Genomic DNA, 26,071 nt, shown 5'->3' with positions numbered 1-26,071 from the left:
TGTCCGGGGATTGCGAGCTGGCGAAATCGACCTCCCACGATGTCGACGCCATGGCAGATGTACACCGCCGACTGGTCGCCGTGCTGGTCGGCGAGCAATGGAAGGACGGCGTAGCCGTCGCGGTTGACGTCATCTCGTTATCGGTGTGCTACCGACGGTTTTCTGATGATGATCAACCCGGCAGCATCGCGTCATCGATCGCCGCGGCGGACGGCGCGCAATCCCCGGCCCCGGGCACCAGCGTCGCGAGTGCGCCACCAGCGCAGGCGCGGCGCAATGCAAGGTCCCGGTCGCCGGCCCAGTTCGCCGCCAGCACACCAGCGAACACATCGCCGGCACCCGATGTGTCGAGTGCAGCTACCTCGGGAGCGGCCACAGTGAAGTCCGCGTTCTGGCCGGTGTAGCCCGCGCCGCGGGCGCCGAGCGTGGTCACCTTGTGCCGGACGGGCCAAAGCCATTGTGCAGCTTCGGATTCGTTGACGACCAACACATCGGTCAGCTCGGCAAGCCGGGCCAGCTCGGCCTGGTCACCACCCGCCGGTGACGCGTTGAGCATGACGGTCACCCCGGCGGCATGCGCCTCGCTGGCCGCCGCGGTCGCTGTGGCGAGCGGAATCTCCAACTGCAGCAGTAACACATCGCTGTCTGCGACCAGATTGCGCCCCGCCGAGTCCAGCGTCAGCCGGCCGTTGGCCTCCGGCGCGACGACGATGACGTTCTCACCGCCTGCGTCGACGATGACGACCGCGTTGCCGCTGCGCCCCGGGATGGTGATCAGCCCGTCGGTTCCTACGCCGTTTGCGTTGAGGTGCTCGCGCAACTGGTCGGCCGCCGCGTCGTCGCCGACGGCGCCGACGAACTGCACCGTCGCACCCGCGCGCGCCGCCGCGACGGCCTGATTTGCGCCCTTGCCGCCCGGTGTCGAGCGCATCGAGGACGCCAACGCCGTCTCGCCCGGACGGGGCAGTGTGCCGACATCGAACCCGATATCCATGTTCACGCTGCCCACCACACAAACGCGCGTCATTCCACCGACGCTATTTCAGAAGCGCCCGGATACACAAACATCGTGTTGATAACGGTTTTCGGCAAAACCGTTCTCACCGCTCAGGAGACGATATTCTGCTGCGTGATCTGGGCTTCTTGGCCTGGCCGCGAAAGGACGCCGATTGACGCCGCAGGGCTCAGCTGATCCCGCACCGGACGATCAACCGGCGCGGTTCGGTACTGAGCGGCGGCATCTTCGCCGGTGGCTGCCGAAATTGAGCATCCAATCCAAAATCATGGTGATGCTGCTGGTTTCCAGCCTGGCGTCGCTGGCGGTCATCGGTGCCGTCACCTACGTCTCGGGTCGACGCACATTGCTGCCCATTGCGGCCGAACGCATGACCCAGTTGCGTGAGGGTCAGAAACGGGCGATCGAAATGCTTTTCGCCGATCTGTCGAATTCACTGGCGATCTACAGTCGCGGGCTCACCGCCGACGAAGCCATGCAGTCATTCACCGCCGGATTCGACCAATTAGCGGATGCACCAAGCGATCCCGGTCAACAACAAGCACTGGATCAGTATTACACCGACAAGGTGATCAAGCCTTTCCAGCAGACTGCCGGCATCAAGCTGGATCTGTCCGCGTTGTTGCCCAGCAGCAACGCGCAGCGCCATTTGCAACTGCGCTACACCATTCCCGCAGCGGACCGTAAGACCCCGCCCGAAGACGCGGGCGACGGTAGCGCGTGGTCGGCGGCGAATGCGCGCTTCAACAGCTATTTCGGCGAGATCGCAACACGGTTCGAATACCGCGACGCCATGTTGCTCGACACCCGCGGCAACGTGGTCTACAACTTCAGCAAAGGGCCCGCGCTGGGCACCAATATTCGCACCGGGCCGTATCGAGGTTCGAATCTGCGTGATGCGTACGAAAAAGCCATGAACGCAGACTCGGTCGACTTCGTTTGGATCACCGATTTCCAGCCGTTTCAGGCATCCGGCGGAATGCCCATTGCGTGGCTGGTGTCGCCGATAGGCGCGCCGGGTAGGACGGACGGGGTGATGGCGCTGCCGCTGCCGATCTCGAAGGTCAACCGGATCATGACCGCCGACCAGCACTGGAAAGCCGCCGGCATGGGTGCAACGGCAGAGACGTACCTGGCCGGCCCGGACGGGTTGATGCGGTCCGATTCACGGCTGTTCTTGCAGGACCCCGCGAAATACCAGCGCGACGCGGTGGCGGCCGGGACACCGGCCGACATTGTCGCCAAGGCGATCCGGTGGCATGGCACCACGCTGGTGCAGCCCGTAGAGACTCAGGCCTTCCGCGCCGCGCAACGCGGGCAGAGCGGAACTGTCATGGACACCGGCTACCTGGGTGACCGTGAACTCGCCGCGTACGCCCCGGTGACTATTGCGAATTCGGATCTGCGCTGGTCGATCCTGGCCACCCGGGACAGCGAAGAGGCCTACTCACGGCTGGTGTCGTTCGCTCGCACGACGGTGGTCACCGCCGCGATCCTGGTTTTCGTGCTGTGTGTGCTCGCGATGCTGATCGCCCAACGCTTCGTGGGACCCATCCGGCGACTGCGCGCCGGCGCGGAGGAGATCAGCGCCGGGCACTACGACGTCGCGATACCTGTCACCACCCACGACGAAATCGGCGATCTGACAATCGCTTTCAACGCGATGAGCCGCAATCTGGAAATCAAGGAAGGGCTGCTCGCCGAACAGCGCGGGGAGAACGACCGGCTGTTGCTTTCGCTGATGCCTGAAGCGGTCGCGCAGCGGTATCGCGACGGCGAGCAGACCATCGCGCAGGAGCACCAGGATGTGACCGTGATTTTCGCCGACATCATCGGCCTCGACGAAATCTCTAACGGCATGTCGGGCGAAGAGTTGGTCGGGGCGATCGACGAACTCGTACGCGAACTCGATTCGACTGCCGAAGCCCTCGGCGTCGAGCCGATTCGCACCGTGCACAACGGATATCTCGCCAGCTGCGGACTGAACGTGCCGCGGCTGGACAGCGTGCCCCGAACCATCGACTTCGCCGTGGAGATGCAGCGCATCATCGAGCGGTTCAACAGCGGAAAGGGTTACCACCTGAGCATCCGGGCCGGTGTCAACACCGGCAACGTGATCAGCGGACTGGTCGGCAGATCCAGCGTCATCTATGACCTGTGGGGTGCTGCGGTCAATCTGGCTCACCAGATGCGCAGCGGAGCAACCGAGTCCGGAATCTTCGTCACCACCGACGTCTACGAGGTGATGCGCGACATCCGACAATTCACCGCCGTGGGGACCGTCACGGTCGGCGGCACCGAACAGCCGGTCTGGAAATTGGCGGACCGCAAATGACCATTGTCGATCCGGGGTGGTTGTACTGGGCCGTCGGGCTGGCGGTCGGATTACCGTTGCTGCTGATCGGTCTGACCGAATGGCACCAGTTCCTCACGCGCAGACAGAGCGCCCTGGCACGGCCGGTCGACCTGTTGCGCAACTACCTGGTGCCACTGGCGGCGTTGCTCCTACTGCTGGTCAAGGTGGCGCAGGTGCCCGCGCGCGTCGACTCAGTCCGGCTGTTGGCGACGATATTCGGCTTCGTGTTGCTGTTGCTGGTGTTGTCTGGGCTCAATGCCACGGTGTTCGAGGGAGCGCCGGAAAGCTCTTGGCGCAAACGGGTTCCGGCGATATTCCGGGACGTGACAAGGTTTTTGCTGATCGCAGTGGGTCTCGCGCTGATCTTGTCCTACGTCTGGGGAGTGCGGGTCGGCGGCCTGTTCACCGCACTCGGCGTGACGTCGGTGGTCATCGGTCTGATGTTGCAGAATTCCGTCGGCCAGATCGTGTCCGGGTTGTTCATGCTGTTCGAACAGCCGTTCCGGATCGGCGACTGGCTGGACACGCCGGCCGCCCGCGGACGCATCGTGGAAGCGAATTGGCGCGCCGTGCACATCCAGACCGGCCACGGCTTGCAGATCACACCGAACTCGGTGCTGGCCGCTACCTCGTTCACCAACATGAGTCGCCCGCCGGGCTCGCACAAGCTGTCGATCAGCACCGCGTTCTCACCCGCCGATCCCCCCGACCGGGTGTGTCGCCTGCTGGTGCGGGTGGCAACTGCGTTGCCGCAACGCAAAAGGGATGTCGTGCCGACGTCGTCGGTCGTTGGTCCGGGTCAGTATCAGGTCAGCATCGCGTTGAAGTCGCCCGCCGACGACGGCGCCGCCAAAACGACCTTCCTGCGGTGGATTTGGTATGCGGCCCGGCGCGCGGGGCTGCACCTGGACGACGTGGTCGACGACTTCTCCACGCCGGCCCGGGTCCAGGCGGCGATGCGCCGTGTCGTGGCGCCCGCATTGCGGCTGAGTGTCACCGATCAGCAATTGGTGATCCCGCACGCGAGGATGGTTCGCTATGGCGCCGACGAAATCGTGCAGTACGCCGGGGAAGTGCCCACGGCGATGACGTTCGTGATCAACGGCAGCATTCGGCGGACCGCGACCAACGAGGACGGATCGGTGACGCCGCTGAGCCTTCTGGAAGAAGGCTCGTTCCTCGGGTTGAGCTCGCTGACCCGGCAGCCGAGCGTGGCCGGCGCGTATGCGCTGGAGGAGGTGACCGCACTTGAGATCGATCGCGAGCACATTGAAGATCTGGTGCTCCGGACACCTTTACTAATGCAGGAATTTGGCCGGATCATCGAAGACCGCCGCAGCGAGTCATCGCCCATTGGGGCCGTCTCCACCCGGTGCTAGATTGCCCGCTACCCTGGGTTAATGAGCGTCCATGCCTTCTCGGCGACCGACGTGCGCCAGCGGGTGCATGACGCGGCGCGCCGGGCCCGGGTGGCGGCTCGAGTTCTGGCGTCACTGCCGACCGTCGCCAAGGACCAAGCGCTGCACGTCGCCGCGAACGCGCTGGTCGCCAACACCGACCGGATCCTGGCCGCCAACGCTGAGGATCTCGACACGGCGCGGGCTGCGAACACGCCGACCGCCATCCTCGACCGGCTGGCACTGGACCCCAAGCGCGTCGAGGGCATCGCCGCGGGCCTGCGTCAGGTGGCCGGCCTACCCGACCCGGTGGGCGAGGTGCTACGCGGCTACACGCTGCCCAACGGGCTGGCCCTGCGCCAGCAGCGTGTCCCGCTCGGCGTGGTCGGGATCGTCTACGAAGGCCGGCCCAACGTCACCGTCGACGCGTTCGGTCTGACACTCAAATCCGGCAACGCCGCCCTGCTGCGCGGCAGCGCTTCGGCCGTGCACTCCAACACGGCGCTGGTCGCCGTGCTGCGCGACGCACTGCGCGCGGAGGACCTGCCCGTTGATGCTGCGCAACTGATCCCGTCGGAAGACCGCGCGTCGGTCACACATCTGATTCAGGCCCGCGGACTGGTCGACGTGGTCATCCCGCGCGGCGGCGCCGGCCTGATCGACGCGGTGGTCCGCGACTCGCAGGTGCCGACGATCGAGACGGGTGTCGGCAACTGCCACGTCTATGTCCACGATGCCGCCGACCTCGACATGGCCGAGCGAATCCTGTTGAACTCCAAGACCCGTCGGCCCAGCGTGTGTAACGCCGCCGAGACGTTACTGGTCGACCGGGCGATCGCTGACCACGCCATGCCGCGACTGGTCAACGCGTTGCAGGCCGCCGGTGTCGCCGTACATCTGGATCCCGACGACGACCACCTGCGCCGCGAGTACCTGGAAATGGAGATCGCCGTCGCAGTCGTCGACGGTGTCGACGCCGCCATCGCCCACATCAACGAATACGGCACCGGCCACACCGAAGCCATCGTGACCTCGAACATGGCTGCCGCGCAACGCTTTACCGAAGGTGTCGATGCGGCCGCAGTGATGGTGAACGCTTCGACGAGCTTTACCGACGGTGAGCAGTTCGGGTTCGGTGCCGAAATCGGCATCTCCACCCAGAAGCTGCACGCCCGCGGCCCGATGGGGCTTGCTGAACTGACCTCGACCAAGTGGATCGGTTGGGGAGACGGCCAGACCCGTCCGGCCTGACATCGCTGAGGAGAACCCAAACGTGAGTGTGCCTGCGCGGCCGGCGCCGCTGTTCGTCGACATCGACGACGTCGAACGGCGGTTGGCCGAAACCGGCTATCTGGTCGACAAAGCCACCGCCACCGCGGTTTTCCTGGCCGACCGGCTCGGCAAGCCGCTGCTGGTCGAAGGACCGGCCGGCGTCGGAAAGACAGAACTCGCGCGCGCCGTGGCGCAGTCGACCGGGGCTGGTTTGGTCCGCCTGCAGTGCTACGAGGGCGTCGACGAGGCGCGCGCGCTCTACGAGTGGAACCACGCCAAGCAGATACTGCGTATTCAGGCCGGTAGCGCTGCCGGACAAGGTGACTGGGACCAGACCAAGACCGACGTCTTCACAGAGGAATTCCTGCTGTCTCGACCACTGCTGACCGCGATCCGGCGCACCGAGCCGACCGTGCTGTTGATCGACGAGACCGACAAGGCCGACATCGAGATCGAAGGCCTGCTGCTGGAGGTGCTTTCCGACTTCGCGGTCACCGTGCCGGAATTGGGGACGATCAGCGCGCAGCGCCGCCCGTTCACGGTGCTCACCTCCAACGCCACCCGAGAGTTGTCCGAAGCGCTCAAACGACGCTGTTTGTTCCTGCACATCGACTTTCCCAGTGCGGCGCTGGAACGCCGGATCCTGTTGTCCCGGGTTCCCGAGCTGCCCGATCACATCGCCGAGGAGATGGTCCGCATCATCGGTGTATTGCGGGGCATGCAACTCAAGAAGCTTCCGTCGGTGGCCGAGACCATCGACTGGGGACGCACCGTGCTCGCGCTGGGCATGGACACCATCGACGATGCGACGATCGCCGCCACGTTGGGCGTGGTGCTCAAGCACCAATCCGATCAACAGCGCGCCACCTCCGAGCTCCGGCTCAACTGAGGCGGGCTGATGGCCGTTCGCCGCGTTCGCCCCAGCCAGCCGCTGGCCCCGCACGGTATCCCGGGCCATCTGGTCGGGTTTGTCGAAGCACTGCGTGCGCAAGGCATTTCGGTCGGACCGTCGGAGACGGTGGATGCCGGCCAGGTGATGGGAGTACTCGGCCTCGGTGATCGCGAGATCCTGCGCGAGGGGCTGGCGTGCGCGGTGCTACGACGGCCCGAGCACCGCGAAACCTACGACGCGATGTTCGACCTGTGGTGGCCGGCGGCGCTGGGCACCCGGGCCGCGGTTGCCGACGAAGACGCCATCGCCCCGGACGTGCAGTTGCCGCCCGACGATGTCGAGGCGATGCGCCAGATGCTGCTCGACCTGCTCACCGAGAATCCCGAACTCGCCGACATGGACGACCGCCTGGTCGCGATGATCGCCCAAATCGTAGACGCCTACGGCAAATACAACTCCAGCCGCGGCCCGTCGTACTCGTCGTATCAGGCGCTCAAGTCGATGGCGCTGGATGAGTTGGAAGGTAAACTCTTGGCCGGGCTGTTGGCGCCCTACGGTGACGAGCCCACGCCGACCCAAGAGCAGATTGCCAAAGCGCTTGCCGCCCAGCGGATCACCCAACTCCGAAAGATGGTCGATGCCGAGACCAAACGGCGTACCGCCGAGCAGCTCGGCCGCGACCATGTCCAGATGTACGGGATCCCGCAGCTCTCCGAGAACGTCGAGTTCCTGCGCGCTTCGGGCGAACAGTTGCGGTCGATGCGCGGGGTCGTGCAACCGCTGGCCCGCACGCTTGCGACCCGGCTGGCCGCGCGCCGGCGCCGGGCCCGTGCGGGCGCGATCGACCTGCGCAAGACGCTGCGTAAGTCGATGTCCACCGGCGGGGTGCCGATCGATCTGGTGCTGCGTAAGCCGCGCCCGGCCCGCCCGGAGTTGGTGGTGTTGTGCGACGTCTCCGGTTCGGTTGCCGGCTTCAGCCACTTCACTCTGCTGCTGGTGCACGCCCTGCGTCAGCAGTTTTCCCGGGTTCGGGTCTTTGCGTTCATCGATACCAGCGACGAGGTCACCCATATGTTCGGCCCGGATGCCGACCTCGCCGTAGCGATCCAGCGGATCACCCGCGAAGCGGGCGTGTATACCCGCGACGGCCACAGTGACTATGGCAACGCGTTCGTCTCTTTCATTCAGGCTCACCCGAACGTGCTGTCCCCACGTAGTTCGCTGCTGGTGCTCGGCGACGGGCGGACCAACTACCGCGACCCGGCCACCGACGTGCTGGCACATATGGTGACCGCCAGCCGGCACGCGCACTGGCTGAACCCCGAGCCCAAGCACCTGTGGGGCAGCGGCGACTCGGCGGTGCCGCGCTACCAAGAGGTGATCACCATGCACGAATGCCGCTCCGCAAAGCAGCTCGCCGCGGTGATCGACCAGTTGCTGCCGGTCTAGATTTCCTCAGTTGGACAGCTCGAACTGAGGTTATTCTTAGCGCAACATTTGATGTGCGTATGAACACTGAGTGGGGTTCGTCATGCTGAAGAGTCTTCGCGCTGTGGCGCCGATCGTCGGTGCTGCCGGGGTGTCGATTCTCTTATCTGCGTTGGCCCACGCCGACGACCCTTTGGCGGGCAGTACCAATGCGATCTTTCTCGGCGGCACATTCGCACCGACGCCGTCGACGGCCTATGTGGACGCCGCCGAGTCGCTGTATCTGGATCCACTGGGGTTCACTAACGCCACGTCAATCTGCGACATGGCCGGAAACTTGCCGTGCGACGCTCCGTTGCAGGTGCTGACGACGCCGGAACTGCTCGAGGAGGGTCCGAGCAGCCTGCAGGACGAGACGGACCTCGTGTACGCGATTGAAGCTGAATACCAAGCCGGGGATATGAGTGCCAGCGACCCGCTGACGGTGTTCGCCTACTCGCAGAGTGTCATCGCGGCCTCGGCGGCAGAGAAAGTGCTCTCGGCAGACCACATTCCCACCGCCGACCTGCATTTCGTGTTCATCGGCGACCCGAGCGACGCGCAGGGGGTGGCCACCAACATCTACACCGACTTGGTTCAGCTGTTCGGCGGCGGCACCACCGAGACGACTCTGACCAACGAGCTGCTCACCGACACCAACGAGGACCAATTCGCCCCCGGCGGCACGCTTGCCGGTGTGACGCCGGATGACCTGTATCAGACGACGATCTACACGATCGACACCGACGGGGTTGCCGACTGGCAAGAGGATTGGAACGCGGCCCTGGCCGCCGACGACGGCAACACCTTAGACGCCCTCGGCAACGCGCTCTACCACTTCTTCACCACCCACGCGGAATACCTGGGGTTGACGCCGGCCGACATCAGTACCGGCGTGGCGACGACCAACGACCTGACCACGACCATCACCATTCCGGACGGATCGGATCCGGGCAGCGTGATCAACGACACGACCGCGCTGCTGGACGCTATTTTGCATGGCGGAGTTGCCGACAGCGGATTGTTGACCGCCCTGCTCGTCTCTGTTCAAGACCTCTTCAACCCTGCCTTCGCTTGACCGCATTTGGCGGACCACACCTGAAGCGCAGTGCAGCATTCCGAAACTCGCTGGTCCGATGCTGATGACGGCACCCGACAGGTACCGGGGCTTCGGAAGGACTAGGCCGGCAAGGTGATACCCGAGTGCCCGCCTCACAGCGACAATAGCGGCGACAGTCAAGATTTGTCGCGCGGAGGTGGGCACATCGAACGCTGGCTCCCCGGGGTGCTGGTGTGGCATCTGAGTTCGGCCTGCGCACCTAGGCTCAAGTAAGCTGGCAAACCGTGCCAAAGCGGCGGCTGGGAGTCATGGGCGGGACGTTCGATCCCATCCACAACGGACACCTGGTCGCGGCCAGCGAGGTCGCTGACTTGTTCGACCTCGACGAAGTGGTGTTCGTCCCGACCGGTAAACCCTGGCTGAAAGGCCGCGAGGTCAGCGCCGGCGAACACCGCTACCTGATGACGGTGATCGCCACCGCGGCCAACCCGCGTTTCTCGGTCAGCCGCGTCGACATCGACCGCGACGGGCCTACCTATACCAAGGACACCCTGCGGGATCTGCAGGCGCTCAAGCCGGACTCCGACCTGTACTTCATCACCGGCGCCGATGCGCTGGCGTCCATTCTGTCCTGGCAGGACCTGGATGAGCTGTTCGCGGCGGCCCGCTTCGTCGGCGTCAGCCGCCCGGGCTACGACCTTCGCAGCGAGCATCTGGCCGGCATCCTCAACGGACTGCCCGAGGATGCCCTGTCACTAGTCGAAATCCCGGCTCTGGCAATCTCTTCCACCGACTGTCGGCTGCGCGCTGCCCATAGCCGCCCGCTGTGGTACCTGATGCCCGACGGTGTTGTGCAATACATCTCCAAGACCGATCTGTATCGCAAACCGGGGGAGAACGCGTGACCGCAGCGCCCGAGGCCATTGATATGGCAGCAGTCGCAGCCCGCGCGGCCGCCTCCAAGCTCGCCGACGACGTGGTCGTCATCGACGTCTCCGAACAGTTGGTCATCACCGATTGCTTCGTGATCGCATCGGCATCCAACGAACGACAGGTCAACGCGATCGTCGACGAGGTCGAGGAGAAGATGCGCGAGGCCGGGTACAAGCCGGCCCGCCGTGAAGGCACCCGCGAGGGCCGCTGGACGCTACTGGATTACGTCGACATCGTCGTGCACATCCAGCACCAGGACGAGCGCGACTTCTACGCCCTCGACCGGCTGTGGCGGGACTGTCCGGTGGTGGCGGTGGACGTGTCATGACCGTGCGTCGGCTGGTGATGTTGCGGCACGGCCAGACCGCGTTCAATTTCGGCAGCCGGATGCAAGGCCAACTCGACACCGAGCTCACGGAGCTTGGCCACGCCCAGGCGGTGGCCGCGGCCGAGGCGCTCGCCAAGCAGCAGCCTTTGCTCATCGTGTCGTCGGATCTGCGGCGCGCCTACGACACGGCGGTGGCGTTGCAGCAACACACTGGGTTGCGGGTGCGCGCCGACGACCGGCTGCGGGAGACCCATCTCGGTGACTGGCAAGGACTGACCCACGCCGAGATCGACGCCAGTGTGCCGGGTGCGCGGTTGGCGTGGCGCGATGACGCGACGTGGGCGCCGCACGGTGGGGAGAATCGGATCGACGTGGCCGATCGCAGTCTGCCGTTGGTCACCGAATTGGTTGCCGGCGAGCCGGGTTGGGGAGCCGACGACGAGCCGGGCAGGCCAGTTGTTCTGGTCGCCCACGGCGGTCTGATCGCCGCGCTGACCGCGGCGTTGCTGCGGCTGCCGGTCCGCAACTGGCCGGCGTTGGGCGGCATGGGCAATGCCAGCTGGACGCAGCTGTCCGGGCATAGCGAGTCCGGTGCGGCGGCTGATGATTTCGATGCCATCCGCTGGCGGCTCGACGTGTGGAACGCATCGGCGCAGGTTGCGGGCGATGTCCTCTGAGCCGCGGCCGACCCTGCTGGTCTTCGCCGATTCACTGGCCTACTACGGCCCGACTGGCGGCCTGCCCGCCGATGACTCCCGCATTTGGCCCAATATCGTTGCCACCCAACTGGGTTGGGATTTAGAGCTGATCGGCCGTATCGGGTGGACCTGCCGCGATGTCTGGTGGGCGGCTACCCAGGATCCGCGGGCGTGGGCGGCGCTGCCGAGAGCCGGTGCGGTGATCTTTGCGACCAGCGGCATGGACTCGCTCCCCTCGCCGTTGCCGACCGCGCTGCGGGAACTCATCCGCTACGTGCGCCCGCCGTGGCTGCGCCGCTGGGTTCGAGACGGTTACGGGTGGGCGCAGCCCCGGCTGTCGCCGGTCTCGCGAGCCGCATTACCGCCGCACCTCACCGCCGAGTATCTCGAAGAGACCCGCGGCGCAATCGATTTCAATCGACCGGGCATCCCGATCGTCGCAACGCTGCCGTCGGTGCATATCGCCACGGCGTACGGGAAGGCGCACCACGGAAGGGCGGGCACCGTCGCGGCGATCACCGGATGGGCCGACGCGCATGATGTCGCGCTGGTCGACCTGAAAGCCGCTGTCGCCGACGAAGTGCTGAACTGTCGTGGCAACCCTGACGGCATTCACTGGAACTTCGAAGCGCACCGGGCGGTGGCGGAATTGATGCTCAAGGCGTTGGCCGGGGCCGGCGTGGCGACGATGCAGAGCGCGCAGCGCGATGAGGAGGAGCCGCGCGATCCGGCCACCGTGGCGACGATGCAGAGCGCGCAGCGCGATGAGGAGGAGCCGCGCGATCCGGCCCCCGTGGCGACGATGCAGAGCGCGCAGCGCGATGAGGAGGAGCCGCGCGATCCGGTCGATGTCCGAGTCGACAGCTGAGCTCATGTCCGTCATCGTCGTCACCGACTCGTCGGCCCGACTTTCCGATGAGTTGCGCCGGCAGTGGGGGATACGTCAAGTCCCGCTGCACATCCTGCTCGACGATGCCGATTTCCGCGACGGCATAGACGATATCCCGGCCAATATCCACGAGTACGGCGATGCCACCACAGCGGCCGCGACCCCGTCCGAGTTGACCCAGGTCTACCGACAGGCGCTGGCCGACAGTGGCGGTGACGGCGTTGTCGCCGTGCATCTGTCCGGCGCGTTGTCCGGCACGCTCGGTGCGGCCGAATCGGTTGCTACCGAGATCAGCTCTGGCATAACGGTTCTCGACTCAAAGTTCACCGGGATGAACACCGGATTCATCGCACTGGCGGCGGCTCGGGCGGCCGCCGGCGGTCTTGACCACGACGGGGTGGTGGCGGCTGCCAAGGCCGCCATCGGCCGCAACCACGGTTTCATCGTCGTCCACCAGCTGGACAACCTCCGCCGTAGCGGACGCATCGGCGGTGCCGGGGCGTGGCTGGGCACCAAGCTGTCACTCAAGCCGCTGCTACGCATCGACGACGGCAAACTGGTTCTTGCGCAACGGGTTCGAACGGCCAGCAAAGCGGTTGCGACGATGGTCGATCGGGTAGTCGACATCGTGGGTGAGCGGCAGGCCTCGATCGCGGTGCATCACGTCGCCAATCCCGACGGCGCGCACCGTTTGGCGGCCGAGTTGGCCGAGCGGTTGCCCGGCTGTGAACCTGCGATCGTCACCGGGTTGGGCCCGGTGCTGGCCCTCCACGTCGGCGCGGGCGCACTGGGGGTCTGCGTGGAGTTGGCGGGCTAGGACTTTTGCACGGCCAGCGGCGCGGTGCTGGCCTCGTCGCTGACGGCGGTCGCTGCCTTGGGCTTGGCGTTGTCGCCGCGAGGATGGACCACCAGCGGCCACCAGAACCAACGGCCCAAAAGCGTTGCCAGCGAAGGCATGAACAGCGTTCGGACTACCAAGGTATCGAGCAGCAGGCCGATGCAGACCGTCGAGCCGAACTGACCCAACACCGTCAACTCGCTGCCCAGCATCGCCGCCATCGTGAAGGCGAACACCAGACCCGCTGACGTCACTACCGCGCCGGTGCCGGCCATCGACCGGATGTAACCGGTCTTGAGGCCCGCGTGTATCTCCTCTTTGAATCGCGACACCAGCAGCAGGTTGTAGTCCGAGCCGACGGCCAACAAGATGATGACCGACAGCGCCATGACGATCCAGTGAATGTGGATGCCGAACAGGTCCTGCCAGATCAACACCGACAACCCGAACGACGCTGCAATCGAACTGCTCGCTGTTCCCACGATCACCAACGCCGCCACCACACTTCGGGTGAGCAGCAGCATGATCATGAAGATCAACGTCAGGGCCGAGACCACCGCGATCATCAGGTCGTACTTCTCGCCGTCGGCCATGTCCCGGAACGTCGCGGCGGTGCCGCCGAGATAGACCTTGGCGTCCGACAGCGACGACTGCTTGAGGCCTTCCTGTGCGGCAGTACGCTCCGCACCCACCCGGTCGATGCCCTCGGGCGTCATCGGGTCGCCCTGGTGAGTGATGAAGAACCGCACCGATTTTCCATCGGGGGAGAAGAACATCTTGACACCCCGGATGAACTCCGGATTCTGGAACGCCTCCGGTGGGAGGTAGAAGAAGTCGTCGTTCTGCGACTTGTCGAAGCTCTGCCCCATCACGATGGCGGTGTTACTCATCGCCTCCATCTGGTCGATCATCGCCTTGAAGGTCTGATACATGGTCAACGTCAGACCGTGCGTTGTCTTCAGCGTCTCCAGCATGATCGGGATCAGCTGCTCCAACTCGTGCGACGCGGTTGCGGTGCGCCCGATGTCGCCGGAGAGCTCGTGGAACTTTTCGGCGAGCTGGTCGAACCCGTCGATCGAGTCGAAGAACGACCGGAATGAGTAGCAGACCGGGATGTCGAAGCAGTGCTTGTCCCAGTAGAAGTAGCTGCGGATCGGCCGGTAGAAGTCTTCGAAGTCCGCGAAGTGGTCACGCAGGGTGTCGGTGATCTCGGAGGTTTCCTGCGTGGTTTTCGCGCTGTCGAGGGCGGCGGTGGCGAGGTCATGGGTGACCTTGGCCTGACGTGCCGTCACGTCGATCATGATCTGCATCTCGTCGGCCATCTTCAGCAGGTCCTTCATGCGGTCCTTCAGGAAGTCCATGTTCTGCATGGTCGTCTGGCTCTGGATGCTGTTCTGGAACGGAATTGAGCTGTGCTGGATGGGAATTCCCAGCGGTCGGGTGATGTCCTGGATCATCGCGATGCCGAGTGTGCGGATCTCGTTCTTGGCGACCTTGTCCAGCACCAGCATGTCGGCGGTGTTGCGCATGTCGTGGTCGGCCTCGATCATCAACAGATCCGGGTTCATCCGAGCCTCGGAGAAATGCCGTCGGCAGCGGCGTATCCGACGTTGGAGGGCGCTGTCGCCGGGAGGTAGTGCCGGTCGTTGTAGCTGGTCTTGAATCCGGGCAGCGCGACCATGCCGACCATAACGACTGCCAGGCTGACCGCGAAAATCGGCGCGGGCCAACGAACAACGGCGGTGCCGACCCGCCGCCACAGCTTGCCGCGGGCCTGCCCCTTCTTCTCGAACAGCCCGACTTTGCTACCCAGGAAGACGACTGCCGGTCCGAGCGTCAAACCCGCCAGGACGACGACCAGCATGCCGATGGCCACCGGTGCGCCCATCGTCGCGAACCACGGCAACCGGCAGAAGCTCAGGCAGTATGTCGCGCCGGCAATCGTCAGGCCAGACCCCAGGACGACCGGAGCCACACCCTTGAATGTGGTGTAGTACGCGGTTTCTCGGTCTTCGCCCTCGCGGCGTGCTTCTTGATAACGGCCGACGAGGAAGATCCCGTAGTCCGTTCCGGCCGCGATCGCCAGCATCGTCAAAATGTTGGCGGCGAACGTGGTGAGGCCGAAAGCGTTGTTGTAGGCCAGAACCGCTACGACCCCCCGTGCGCATGCCAACGCCACGAACGTCATGAACAACTGAATCAGCGTGGTCACGATCGAGCGGTAGACCAACAGCAGCATGATCGCGATTGCGCCGAGCGTGAACAGCGTGATCTTGGCCAGGCTGGCGTTGCCGATGACGTGCATGTCATCAGAGAGCGCGGCCGGGCCGGTCACGTAGGCTTTCACTCCGGGCGGCGCTTTCTCCTCGTCGACGACCTTTCGGACCGCCTCGACGGAGTTGTTGGCCTCGGTCGTGCCTTGGTTACCGGCGATGTTGACCTGCACATAGGAGCCCTTGGCGTCGGCGCTCTGCGCGCCCGCGGCGGTGAACCGGTCGCCCCAGAAGTCCTGAATGTGCTGGACGTGCTTGGTGTCGGCGCGCAGTTTGCGCACGATGTCGTCGTAGTACTTGTGTGCGGCCTCGCCGAGAGGTTGCTGGCCTTCCACGACGACCATCACCGTGCTGTTGGAGTCGAACTCGTGGAAGTTGTGCCCCATCCGCATCATCGCCTTCATCGACGGCGCGTCCAGCGGTGCCATCGGCGCGGAATGCGCCTCGCCGACGACTTCCAACGTCGGGACCGCGACATTGACGATGACGGTGACAGCGACCCAGAGAAGGATGATCGGTATCGCGAAGATCCGGATGACGTGCGGCAGGAAGGGGCGGTGGGGCTTGCGCACCGGCGGTGTGGTCGACGGGTTTTCGTGGTTGCTCATGCGGACTTCACCAGGCAGAAGGTCTGCGCGTTGTGCCCGTCGGAGCTCTGGTGCTCGCGCAACTCCCCGTCGACGGTGATGCGACAGCCGATGTACCCGCCGTCGGTCTGGGCCATGATGTTGGCGCTCACGGTGGGCAGCGTGGTCGACAGCGTGTAGGTCCACGGCAGCGACGCATTGTTGACCTGGTGGGTGTTGGCGTCGGCGTCCCAATAGTTGATGTTCGCGGTCGTCCCGGGGTTGCCGAAAATCTCGTACTTCACGACTTTGGGGTTGAATTGCACGATCTTGATGCTGGCTCCTGCATTCGCGTTGAGGTCCTGGGAGGCGAACACCTTGTGCAGTCGCGTCACGACGAGCGCGGAGACCGCGAGCACGACGATCAGCAGCAAAGGTATCCAGGCGCGTTTGACTACACCGCTCATCGACATCGCCCTCACTGAGTCTCCTCCCGCCGCGCGTCCCGCAACGTTGTCCGTGAACGCGTCGAGCCACTGCTCCGTGCCGCGACCGAAAAGGGGCGTTCAGGGCAGCTTCGCCGAGCGAGCAGGGCCCTCAGAATCGGTGTCGGAAAGTCGACGCCGATCAGAACCTTTGCTCGGCTAACGATGCTAGACGATAGAGGACGTCCGCGTTCTGCTTGGCCCGAATAATGTCTGTGACGGCGCACCAGGACTGGGTGGCGCACTAGGAGTGGGTGGCGCGCCCGGTTACCGGCGGCAGGTCGGCCAGCGTGACGATTCCTGGCTTGGCCGCTACGACGGCGGGCACCGCATTGGTCACCGGCATCGCCGTGTAGATCATGCCCAGGCCCATGAATCCCGGTTCGGTCCAGTCCTTCGGCGGCAGGCAGTGCACCACTGTGCGCATGTTGGGCACCCCGAACACCTGAATGACATGGCCGTGCTCGAGAGGCTTGGGCGGCGTCACGTGATCGCCCATGGTCCAGTTGAATCCGACGCTGACCACGTTGCGATCGCCGACCCAGCCGCGGTGGTAGCCGAAGACGCCGCCGACGGTGCCGGCCGGGATCTTCATGAAGCCCAGGTCGGAGTCACCGGTGGCCGCGGTGAATGTGACGTCGAAGGTCATCTTGTCCAAATGCGCGCCGATCGCGTCGGCCATCATCGCGGCCGACTCGGCGAAGACTTCGCTTTCGCGCCGCACGTTCTCGGCCAGTCCCGGTGTCTCGGGGTCTTGGGAAAACCCCATCGCGGTCTGGGTCTCCGCCGACTCATAGGTAGAACAGTCCACCGACTCGGTGATGCGGATCTCGTCGACGCGCTCACACGAACCGCTGAGCGCCATCGCGACCAAGTTGGTCATCCCGGGGTGTGCGCCGCTGCCGAAAATCGTCGAGGTGCCCCGCTCGCAGGCGTCGAGGATCCGCTGCCGGTCCTGCGGCCGCTGCTTGCCGCCGGTGATCCAGGCCGCGCTGGTGCACACGTTGACGCCGGCCTCGAGCAGGCGAACCAGTTCGTCGACGCTGGGCCAGAGCGGGTTGTAGCAGCAGGCATCGGGCTGAAGTGCCAGTAGGGCGGCGACGTCGTTGGTCGCCGTGATGCCGGTCGGCTCGGGCCAGCCGGACAGCTCGGCGGCGTCCACTCCGACCTTGTCTTGCCCGTGAGCGTAGACACCGACCAGTTCCAGGTCCGGCCGGCCGATGATGGCGTGCAGCGAGCGTCGCCCGATATTTCCGGTGGTCCACTGGATGACGCGAAGCGGGTGGTGTGCTGTGGACGCGCTCATCAAGGGCTCCTTTGGCCGGCGTGATGGAACTCATCGTGATGGAACTCATTATGTGCAGTCGGCCGCTGTGTCTCGAAGCCAGTGCGCTATATGCGCAGAGTTAATTTTGCCGCGCCGGATATTTTTCGGCCCGTCTGCCGCCGTGAGCCGGTGACGGCACCGGGGCACCAACCGGATGGTTGGGCTCGGGTTCGAGCCGGCGATGCGTATTCGACACCTGTCAATATAGACTGATCGCGGCGTGTGTTCAAAGCCGGCGTTGGGTCGGTCCGAAATCCGCACTGCCGCAACCGATCGGGCTATCCGTCGGTCACGCGACAGCGGGCCGGGCCGCCGGTGCTGATGTTTGTCCAATACGTTGACAAGCGGCGTTCGCCAACCTTACTGTTGAGTAACCTACGCACGGGTAAGTTGTTTGAACCACCGAAAGGGGTCTGGCCGCATGGGCACACAGCAAACTAGTCGTGCGCGATGCCCGGGCCGATAGCTCAGGGCTGCCACGCGATGTCGCAATCGCCTGACAACAGCGCGAGGATCCTCGGCCAGACGGACGTCATGTCCGTTTCGCTACCCGGCTACGGGTACTTGGACCCGTTGTCGGCGGTTGCGGTCGAGGAGTGGGTTCGGCGGGGGAGCCTGCTGCCGATCGAGGACGTCCCGGTGGCCTCGATTCGAAACTCCTACACGCCCAGGAAGAACAAAGCCAACGAGAATCACATTCGAGTGCTGGCACAGTCACCGCTGCCGTTGCCGCCGATCGTGATCCATCGGGCCTCGATGCGGGTGATCGACGGCGTGCATCGGCTTCGGGCCACCGAATTGCGTGGGCATCCCACGATTGCGGCCCGGCTTTTCGAGGGTAACGACGCGGAGGCTTTCGCGCTTGCCGTGCATTTGAATGTGACGCACGGCCTGCCGTTGACGCTCGCTGAAAGGAAAGCGGCCGCGCAAAGAGTGCTCGAATCTTACCCGCATTGGTCGGACCGGTCCATCGGGTTGATTGCGGGCGTATCGAACAAGACGGTCGGAAAATTGCGCGGGTGCGCAACCGGGGAAATTTCCCAGTTGCACCCCAGGCTCGGTCGTGATGGAAAGCTACGACCGGCCAGTCCGGCCAACGGCAGGCGCCGCGCCGCCGAATTCCTCTCCGTGAATCCGCGCGCGTCATTGCGCGAGATCGCCCGCAAGGCGGGGGTCTCGGTCACGACGGCGCGCGATGTGCGTCAACGCATCGAACGGGGTGAAAGCCCACTGCCGGAAAATCTGGCCAAGCGCGCCGGGCCGCCGACCGCCCCAGCCGTCAGCGCGACCAACGGCGCCACCGTCTCGCCGCTCGTGACGTCACGCGAGTCCACGCGGATGCCGGTGGAGGGCCGCGGCCGCGACCTCCTGCAGCGCCTGCGAAACGATCCATCGGTCCGGTCCTCCGAGCGGGGCCGTACCCTGCTGCGACTGCTGTCGACGGTCGTCGTCGCGATCAGCGCCTGCAACGAGTTCGCCGATGCGGTGCCGCCCCACTGCTCGGGCACCTTCGCCGAGATCGCTAGGAAGAACGCACGCGCCTGGCAGGAGATCGCGGACAAGTTCGAACCCAACTCGCACTGAAACAGCTTGCGGGGCGCATCAGCCTGCCGCGCCGACGGTCAGGAAAGCGCAGCCGATGACGGCCAGTGTGATCGCGACGTCGCGTCGTCGGCGCGATCGAATCCATGCGTGCAGCGCGACTACCGCCCGTGCGGTTCGGGTGGGCGCCATCAGATAGGCCAGCAGCGGAATTTCCACCAGCGCGAATGCCACCACGTTGAACATCACCAAGACCGCGATCTGTGTCGGCGCGGTGGCCCCCGAGGCGAGAATGACGGCCAGCGCCGCCAGGTAATCCACTGACGGCAAAGCGATGCTGAGACCCGCGATCGCGGCCACCGACAGCGAGTCGCCCTTCAACAGCCTGGTCGCCGGCTGAGTCAGTTTCGCGTGATGCGGACCGAGTCGCCCGACCACGTCGAAGCCGACGACCACGGCGACGCACAACATCAGCAGGCCGATCAGGACCTGCACTCGGGGCACCGTGACGAAGGACGTCCCGAGCAGGATGCGCCGCAACAGGAACAGGACGGTCAGGCCCACGGTCGTTCCCATGGCGAATCCGCCACACAAGAATACGAACAGCTGAAGCGTGGGCCTCGGCCTGTTCAGCATGAGCACCGTCATACCGATGCGAAAGGGTTCGACACTGACGGCAAGCGCCATTATCAGGACAGTTGCCAGCATGAGGTGATTCTGGTGTCGCGCCCCCGCTGGGGCTAGACGTCCAGCCGCGCGAACTGGTCCCGTCGGTATTGCTCGACGCAGGCCGCGCGGCGGATCTTGCCGCTCGTGGTGGTGGGAATGGAGCCGGCCGGAACCAGGACGACGTCACCGACATTCAGCCCGTGCGAGTTGGAGATCGCCGCTGTCACGCCGTTTCGGACCTCGCTGAGCCGGTGGCGGAGATCCTCGGCGGCCTCGCCGCGCTTCTTCTTCACCTCGATGACGGTGACCAGTTGCTCGGTGCTGTCTATCGGGACCGAGATCGCCGCGACGCGGCTCTGGGCGATCTGCTGAACCGTCGCCTCGATGTCTTCGGGGTAGTGGTTCCGCCCGCGGATGATCAACAGGTCTTTGATCCGGCCGACGATGAACAACTCGCCGGCGGAGATGAACCCCAGGTCGCCGGTGCGCAGCCACGGGCCGTCGGGGGTGCCGGGCGAAGGGTCGTTGAGGATGGCGCCGAAACAGGCCTGCTCTTCCGGCGGCTTACTCCAGTAGCCTTCAGCGACGTTCTCGCCGTGCACCCAGATTTCGCCGACCAGGTCTGGCGGGCACTCGCGGTGCGTCTCGCTGTCGACAATGCGTAGCTTCGGTGACTGCGGGACCCGGTAGCTGACCAGCGCGGAGCCGCGCCCCGGCGCGCAGCGCTCGACGCGGCCCGCGCCGAGCTGGTCGACGTCGAAGTGCGTGGCCGGGTTGTCCTCATGCCAGGTGCCCGTGGTGACGAAGACGGTGGCCTCCGCCAGACCGTAGGACGGCCGCATCATGTGGTCTTTGAAGTTGAAGTGCGAGAACCGGTCCACGAATCGCTGCAGGGTGATCGGCTCGACACGCTCGGCCCCGCTGATGATGCCCAGCACCCCCCCGAGATCGAGCCCGGCCAGGTCGGCGTCGGTGGTCTTGCGGGCCGCCAGGTCGAAAGCGAAGTTGGGCGCCGACGACCACGCGTGGGGATTCTCGGCCAAGGCGCGCACCCACCGGGCCGGGCGCTCCAGGAAGCCGACCGGGCTGGTCAGCTGCGCGTGATAGCCGCCCAGGATCGGCGCGCAGACCCCGAGCACCAGACCCATGTCGTGGTAGAACGGCAGCCACGACACCAAAGTGGTATCCGAGGGGACTTTGGAACCCGCGAAAAAGCTGCCCATCAGCTGCTCGAAATTCACCGTCAGATTGCGGTGCGACATCATCACGCCGGTCGGTGTCCGCGTGGAACCCGAGCTGTACTGGAGATAGGCGATATTCGGCGCATCGCCGGTTGAAAGGCTGTGCTCGCCCTCGGCTGCCAGATTCAGCGAATCGATCTCGACGATCTTCGGCGCGGTGTCCATCGGGGACTGGTCGACGTAATCGCCGACGTCCTCCGCCGCCGCAGATGTCGTGAGGACAACCGACGGCGCGGTGTCGGCGAACACCCCAGCGACCCGGTCGTAGCTCGAGCCGCGATGAGGCAGGGGCAACGGCACCGCGATCAGCCCGGCCTGCATGGCCCCCAGGAAAGCCCGGATGTAATCCAGACCCTGCGGGGCCAGGATGACCGCGCGATCGCCGACCGATCCGTGGGCACGGATGTCACGGGCCACCGCCAGCGTCTGACGAGACAGTTGTGACCAGGTCAGGGTCTCCGAGACGCCGGCATAGTCCTGCTCGTAATCGGTGAAGGTGAAAGCGGGATCGTCGGGCCGCAAACTGGCACGCCCGTGGAGCATGGAGAGAATCGTGGATTGAGACATGTGTCGTCCGTACTGGTAGTCGAATTCGGTGGTCAGCTCGGCGCTTCGCCCGCGCCGTGGGACAGCACGGACATGGCACCACTGAGAATCTGCGACAACGGATCGGCACCGCCGCCGAACGTCGCCTGGTTCGCCGGCGCCGTGACCTCCGCCGGGTCGAAGCCGTTTATCGGGTCCACCTGAACCGGCGCCGTCGCCGGATGGTCGTTACGAATGTAGCCCGCATTGACCCGCGGGATGAGGATCGCGTCGAGCTTGTTGAGCGTGTCCTCCGGGATGCCGAGGTATTTGAGTGGCATGACCAGCGGGAGGTGCTTCTCGGGGACCATGATCGTGGTGTCTTTGGCGCCCCGCGAGTTGACGAAGGTCCGGATGTTCTGCGGCGGCACCATGCTGGCGTTGGTGAACGCCACCGCGGTGTGGCCCGTGGCCAGGCCCATCAGCGTGTTGGCGAAGGCGAACATGTTGTCCGGCCGGTCGGGGAAATCCGCGATCGAGTCGTAGGCGGCGACGAACCGGTTGGTGTCGTACTGGCTCTCGTAGTGCGCAGGCATGGTGTAGTCCAATGCCGGGACGACGCTGCCCACCGGGAAGGTGGCGGTCAGGAAGCTCTGCCCGAACGCGTGCTGCCCGATCGGGTCGCCGAAGGTGGCGAAATTCAGCGTGTTCGGCGGGGGAGCGTCGGCGGCGGTGGCCAGCCGTTGCTGCTCACCGTCGACCACGAACCCGCCCTCGGACAGGCCGATCGCGGTGCCCGGCCGACCGATGCTGCGGATCGCCGCGTCGAGGTTGTCGACGCCGACGTCGACCGATTGGCCGACACTGGGACCGTCCAGACCCAGGCCCGGGAATTGCTGGTCGACCTTGTCGATGTCCGGGCGCAGGCCCGGGAAGAGGCGCGCCAACACGTGGCCCTGCACCTGCCCCGCCGGGTAGCGGACGATCTGTCGCTGCTGGCCGGGGAACCACTGCGCGCCCTCCATCTTGATGTACTGGTCGTAGGGAATTCCCAGTACGTGGGCGCCACCCAGGGCGTAGGCGGTCTGATCCCCTGGGGCTCCGGGGGTTGGCGGTCCACCGATCGGTGTGTCGTCGGCCGCTGCGGTCCCACCGCCGAAACATCCTGTGGCGCCAACGATGACCAGCGCTGATACTCCTGCGAGTAGTTTCTTCATTCCTACTCCTGACCCGTTGGGTTCGGCTCGTAGTTTCGCATACACGGGGATGCGCGCTAACTGGCTCGGGGCTGTGCGCGGCCTGCTGTCGACCTCGACGACGGCCACCAGTTCGCCCGTCCGACCAGCGCCGCAATGGCGGGCACGGTGACGGTCCGGACCAGGAAGGTGTCGAGCAGAATCCCCACCCCGATGACGAAACCGCCCTGAACGACGGTGCCGATGCTGGAGAACAGCAGGCCGGCCATCGAGGCGGCGAAGATCAGGCCGGCCGCGGTGATCACGCCGCCCGTCGAACTCAGGGTGCGGATGATGCCGTAACGCGCGCTGTGCGGAGACTCATCGCGCATCCGCGAGACCAACAGCATGTTGTAGTCGGCTCCCACCGCAACCAGCACCACGAAGGCCAACGGCGGCACGCTCCAGTGCAGTTGCTCGCCGAGGATGAATTGGAAGAACACCGCCCCGATCCCAACCGCCGACAAGTAGGAGATGACGACGGACGCGACCAGGTACAGCGGCGCGACGATCGCCCGCAGCAGCACGATCAGCGTCAGCAACACGACCAGCAGGGTCGTCGCGATGATGAACCGGATGTCGTGCCGGTAGTAGTCGCGGGTGTCCTTCAGGCCGACGGTGTAGCCCGCCATCGAGATCTTGGCATCGGACAACGCGGTGTTGGGTTGGGCGCCCTTCGCGGTCGCCAGGATCGCGCTGACCTGGTCCATCGCCTCGGTGCTGAATGGGTTGAGCTTCGTCTGGACCAGGTACCGCACCGAATGGCCGTCGGGGGAGATGAAGACCTTGGCCGCGTTCTGGAATTCCGGCAAGTGCAGCAGCTGCGACGGAATGTTGAATCCGGCCATAGCCGGATGGGCGGCGTCTTTCTTCAGCGACAGCAGAAACGTCGCCGACTCGCTGAGCCCGGCGCCCAACTGCTTGACCTGGTCGACGAGGAGGTTGACCGCGTCGGCAATCTGGCGGCTGCCCCCGGCGAACTGGCCGGCGCCGCCTTGCAGCTGGTCCAGGTTCGCCTGCAGGCCGCCGGGCTGGTCCACGCCCAGTGCTTTCAGCACGCCGGTGAGCTTGGTGATCGCGGCCCGCATTTTGTCGGTTGAGGCCTTGAGTTGCTTTTTGTCCGGGTAGTCGGCCATCTGCCGGGCCAGGTCGTTGATCGCGTCGAGGTCTTGCTGGTTGCGGCCGGCGAGCAGCTCCTCGAACACGCCGCGGGCGTCGGCGCAGGACTCATTGAGGTCGCAAACCGGGTTGCCCTGCAGGGCGGTCAGCACCGGGCCGATCCACTCCACCAGGTTTTTCGCCCCGGTGTAGTTCCAGCCCATATCGTTGCTGATCGCGTTCACGTGGTCGACGAGCTGGGCCGCGAGGTCGACCTCGTGGACCAGCGTCTCGCCGCTGTACTGGTCCTTGGTCGAGGTGAAGGTGTTCTCGAGCTGCTGGACGCTGGCGGCGAGTTCGCCGATCTGGCCTTGCACCTGTTCGAGCTTGTCGGCCAGGGTGACAGACCCCTCGGACAGTTGGTTGAGGTCGCTGGTGTGATCGTTGATCAGGGTCGATCCACTGGCCAGGAAGGAGCCGATGGCGCCCGCCTGATAGGTGGCCCGGAACTGCTCCGGCACGTTTCCGGTGGGCCGGGTGATACCGCTGATCGCGGCGATGTTCGGCAGCTGGCTGACCCGGTCGGCCAGCTGCTCCAGATCGGCCAGTGCCTGCGGATCACGCAGGTCACGCGGTGACTGGATGAAGAGGTACTCCGGAATCGACTGGTTCACCGGGAAGTGACGATCCAGCGCCGCATACCCGATCGAACTCGCGGCGGACGCGCTGAGCGCTTTGCGGTCGTCGTAGTTGTAGCGGACCAGCCCCGCGCAGCTGGCCAGCAGGGCCAACACGATCAGGCTGGCGACCAGGTGGGTCCGCGGCCGGCGCACGATGCGGATGCCGGACCGGCGCCAGAACCGCGCGGTCAGCTCGCCCCGCGGCCTGACCCAGCCGCGGGGACCGGCCAGTGCCACGATGGCCGGCAGGAGCGTCACCGCGGCCAGGAACGCGATGGCGACACCGATCGCCGAGGCGATACCGACGGTCTGGAAGACGCCCATGCGGGCGAAGCTGATCACCAAGAACGTGATCCCGACGGTGCTGGCGGATGCGGTGATGACCTTGCCGATCGAGACCAGCGCCTTCTTCAGCGCGACCTCGTGGTTCTCACCCAACCGCAGATAGTCGTGATATCGACTGATCAGGAAGACGGCATAGTCCGTTCCGGCGCCGGCCATGATCGCGCTGAGGAACACGATCGACTGATTCGAGACGCCGGCGCCGGTCAAAAACGAATAGGCAGCCACCGCCGCCTGGGCGATCACCAGCGACAACGCGATGGTGATCAGCGGCAACATCATGGTGATCACGCTGCGATAGACGACCAGCAGCACGATCAGCACCAGTACGCCGATGGCCAGTTCGATCGGCATCCGGTCCTGCCGGCCGGCGACGGTGAGGTCGGCGACGGTGCCGGCGGGCCCGGTGAGATTGGCTTTCAGCGAGGTTCCGGCGACGGCGTGGTCGACGACGCCGGTGATCTGCTGGAACGCCTGATAGGACTTGGGCGTGCCCAGTTCCCCGGCCACGCCGACCGGCAGGACCCAGGCCTTGTTGTCCTTGCTGGTGACGATCGACTTCAGTGGCGGCGTGCTGATGAAGTCCTGCAGCATGACCACGTTCTTGGTGTCTTTTCCCAGCGTGTCGACCAGGTTGCGGTAGGTGGTCTCGTCGGCGGGGCTCAGTCCCTTGTCGTCGGTCAAGACGACCAGCAGCAGGTCTTCGGAACCCGCGTCGTGGAACGCCTCGGTCATCGTGCGCGCGGTGACGTTGGAGGGCGCATCGCTGGGCAGGATCGCCAGCGGGTGCTGTTCGGACATCTTGTTCAGCGACGGGAACGACAGCGGCAGTGCCACCGCGACCGCGATCCATACCCCGATCACCACCCAGGGCCATCGCACCACGAAGTCAGCTAGCCGTCGCATACAGGTCTTTCCCCCAGTCGGCACGGCCATCCGCGAT

The 26,071-nt window shown here is 65.3% G+C and carries 19 protein-coding genes and 1 pseudogene; 12 read left to right on the top strand and 8 right to left on the bottom strand.

Features of this window, described 5'->3' with window-relative positions; genetic code table 11:
* Window positions 1–172: 172 nt before the first annotated feature.
* Window positions 173–1,027: a ribokinase gene (locus tag AC2VOG_RS08300; protein ID WP_486939435.1), complete on the bottom strand. Its 855-nt coding sequence runs from the start codon at window positions 1,025–1,027 to the stop codon at window positions 173–175.
* 142 nt (window positions 1,028–1,169) lie between these two features.
* Here AC2VOG_RS08300 and AC2VOG_RS08295 point away from each other — a divergent pair, with 142 nt between their 5' ends.
* The 11 genes from AC2VOG_RS08295 (at window position 1,170) to AC2VOG_RS08245 (ending at window position 13,124) form a co-directional block, all read left to right on the top strand.
* Window positions 1,170–3,350, top strand: a complete 2,181-nt coding sequence (locus AC2VOG_RS08295) for an adenylate/guanylate cyclase domain-containing protein (protein ID WP_486939434.1) — start codon at window positions 1,170–1,172, stop codon at window positions 3,348–3,350.
* Window positions 3,347–4,750 carry a mechanosensitive ion channel domain-containing protein gene (locus tag AC2VOG_RS08290; protein WP_486939433.1) on the top strand — a complete coding sequence of 468 codons (1,404 nt, stop codon included), beginning with the start codon at window positions 3,347–3,349 and terminating at the stop codon, window positions 4,748–4,750. Before AC2VOG_RS08295 ends, AC2VOG_RS08290 begins: the two co-directional genes overlap by 4 nt.
* A gap of 21 nt (window positions 4,751–4,771) precedes the next feature.
* Window positions 4,772–6,019: a glutamate-5-semialdehyde dehydrogenase gene (locus tag AC2VOG_RS08285; protein ID WP_486939432.1), complete on the top strand. Its 1,248-nt coding sequence runs from the start codon at window positions 4,772–4,774 to the stop codon at window positions 6,017–6,019.
* Window positions 6,020–6,041: 22 nt separating this feature from the next.
* Window positions 6,042–6,929, top strand: a complete 888-nt coding sequence (locus AC2VOG_RS08280; protein ID WP_486939431.1) for an AAA family ATPase — start codon at window positions 6,042–6,044, stop codon at window positions 6,927–6,929.
* Between the two features lie 9 nt (window positions 6,930–6,938).
* Entirely contained in the window at window positions 6,939–8,381 is a 1,443-nt protein-coding gene (locus AC2VOG_RS08275) for a vWA domain-containing protein (protein ID WP_486939430.1), read from the top strand.
* A gap of 103 nt (window positions 8,382–8,484) precedes the next feature.
* On the top strand, window positions 8,485–9,477 hold the full coding sequence (locus AC2VOG_RS08270; protein WP_486939429.1) for a PE-PPE domain-containing protein: 993 nt from the start codon (window positions 8,485–8,487) through the stop codon (window positions 9,475–9,477).
* Between the two features lie 281 nt (window positions 9,478–9,758).
* On the top strand, window positions 9,759–10,364 hold the full coding sequence (gene nadD, locus AC2VOG_RS08265) for a nicotinate-nucleotide adenylyltransferase (RefSeq protein ID WP_486939446.1): 606 nt from the start codon (window positions 9,759–9,761) through the stop codon (window positions 10,362–10,364).
* Complete coding sequence (gene rsfS / locus AC2VOG_RS08260) at window positions 10,361–10,720, top strand: ribosome silencing factor (RefSeq protein WP_486939428.1); 360 nt, start codon at window positions 10,361–10,363, stop codon at window positions 10,718–10,720. The genes nadD and rsfS overlap by 4 nt, the downstream gene beginning before the upstream one ends.
* The gene (gene gpgP, locus AC2VOG_RS08255; protein WP_486939427.1) at window positions 10,717–11,397 is read left to right on the top strand and encodes a glucosyl-3-phosphoglycerate phosphatase; all 681 of its coding nucleotides are present in this window, start codon (window positions 10,717–10,719) and stop codon (window positions 11,395–11,397) included. Before rsfS ends, gpgP begins: the two co-directional genes overlap by 4 nt.
* On the top strand, window positions 11,387–12,286 hold the full coding sequence (octT, locus tag AC2VOG_RS08250; protein ID WP_486939426.1) for a diglucosylglycerate octanoyltransferase: 900 nt from the start codon (window positions 11,387–11,389) through the stop codon (window positions 12,284–12,286). Before gpgP ends, octT begins: the two co-directional genes overlap by 11 nt.
* Window positions 12,287–12,290: 4 nt before the next feature.
* Window positions 12,291–13,124, top strand: coding sequence for a DegV family protein (locus AC2VOG_RS08245; RefSeq protein WP_486939425.1), 834 nt, complete (start codon window positions 12,291–12,293; stop codon window positions 13,122–13,124).
* On the opposite strand, the pseudogene AC2VOG_RS08240 reads toward AC2VOG_RS08245, so the two are convergent.
* The 3 genes and pseudogenes from AC2VOG_RS08240 to AC2VOG_RS08230 all read right to left on the bottom strand — a co-directional run bounded on the left by AC2VOG_RS08240 (window position 13,121) and on the right by AC2VOG_RS08230 (window position 17,775).
* Window positions 13,121–16,026 (bottom strand): annotated as a pseudogene (locus tag AC2VOG_RS08240) (MMPL/RND family transporter). The gene AC2VOG_RS08245 and the pseudogene AC2VOG_RS08240 sit on opposite strands and share 4 nt — an antisense overlap.
* Window positions 16,023–16,451, bottom strand: coding sequence for an MmpS family transport accessory protein (locus AC2VOG_RS08235; RefSeq protein WP_486939424.1), 429 nt, complete (start codon window positions 16,449–16,451; stop codon window positions 16,023–16,025). The pseudogene AC2VOG_RS08240 and the gene AC2VOG_RS08235 overlap by 4 nt, the downstream one beginning before the upstream one ends.
* Window positions 16,452–16,713: 262 nt before the next feature.
* A complete protein-coding gene (locus AC2VOG_RS08230; RefSeq protein ID WP_486939423.1) occupies window positions 16,714–17,775 on the bottom strand; it encodes an NAD(P)H-dependent amine dehydrogenase family protein in 1,062 nt (353 codons plus the stop codon).
* Window positions 17,776–18,552: 777 nt separating this feature from the next.
* Here AC2VOG_RS08230 and AC2VOG_RS08225 point away from each other — a divergent pair.
* Window positions 18,553–19,380 carry a transcriptional regulator gene (locus AC2VOG_RS08225; protein ID WP_486939422.1) on the top strand — a complete coding sequence of 276 codons (828 nt, stop codon included), beginning with the start codon at window positions 18,553–18,555 and terminating at the stop codon, window positions 19,378–19,380.
* Between the two features lie 18 nt (window positions 19,381–19,398).
* On the opposite strand, the gene AC2VOG_RS08220 is transcribed toward AC2VOG_RS08225, so the two are convergent.
* Genes AC2VOG_RS08220 through AC2VOG_RS08205 form a run of 4 tightly spaced genes read right to left on the bottom strand, consistent with a single transcriptional unit; the run spans window position 19,399 to window position 26,034 of the window.
* Window positions 19,399–20,046 carry a GAP family protein gene (locus AC2VOG_RS08220; protein ID WP_486939421.1) on the bottom strand — a complete coding sequence of 216 codons (648 nt, stop codon included), beginning with the start codon at window positions 20,044–20,046 and terminating at the stop codon, window positions 19,399–19,401.
* Window positions 20,047–20,078: 32 nt separating this feature from the next.
* Window positions 20,079–21,815, bottom strand: a complete 1,737-nt coding sequence (locus AC2VOG_RS08215; protein WP_486939420.1) for an AMP-binding protein — start codon at window positions 21,813–21,815, stop codon at window positions 20,079–20,081.
* 32 nt (window positions 21,816–21,847) lie between these two features.
* The gene (locus AC2VOG_RS08210; protein WP_486939419.1) at window positions 21,848–22,990 is read right to left on the bottom strand and encodes a PE-PPE domain-containing protein; all 1,143 of its coding nucleotides are present in this window, start codon (window positions 22,988–22,990) and stop codon (window positions 21,848–21,850) included.
* 56 nt (window positions 22,991–23,046) lie between these two features.
* Complete coding sequence (locus AC2VOG_RS08205) at window positions 23,047–26,034, bottom strand: MMPL/RND family transporter (RefSeq protein WP_486939418.1); 2,988 nt, start codon at window positions 26,032–26,034, stop codon at window positions 23,047–23,049.
* Window positions 26,035–26,071: the final 37 nt, after the last annotated feature.

This window comes from Mycobacterium sp. TH-M11 (assembly GCF_057473725.1).
Note: the sequence above shows the minus strand (reverse complement) of the source record. Positions and strands in the feature narration are given on the sequence as shown.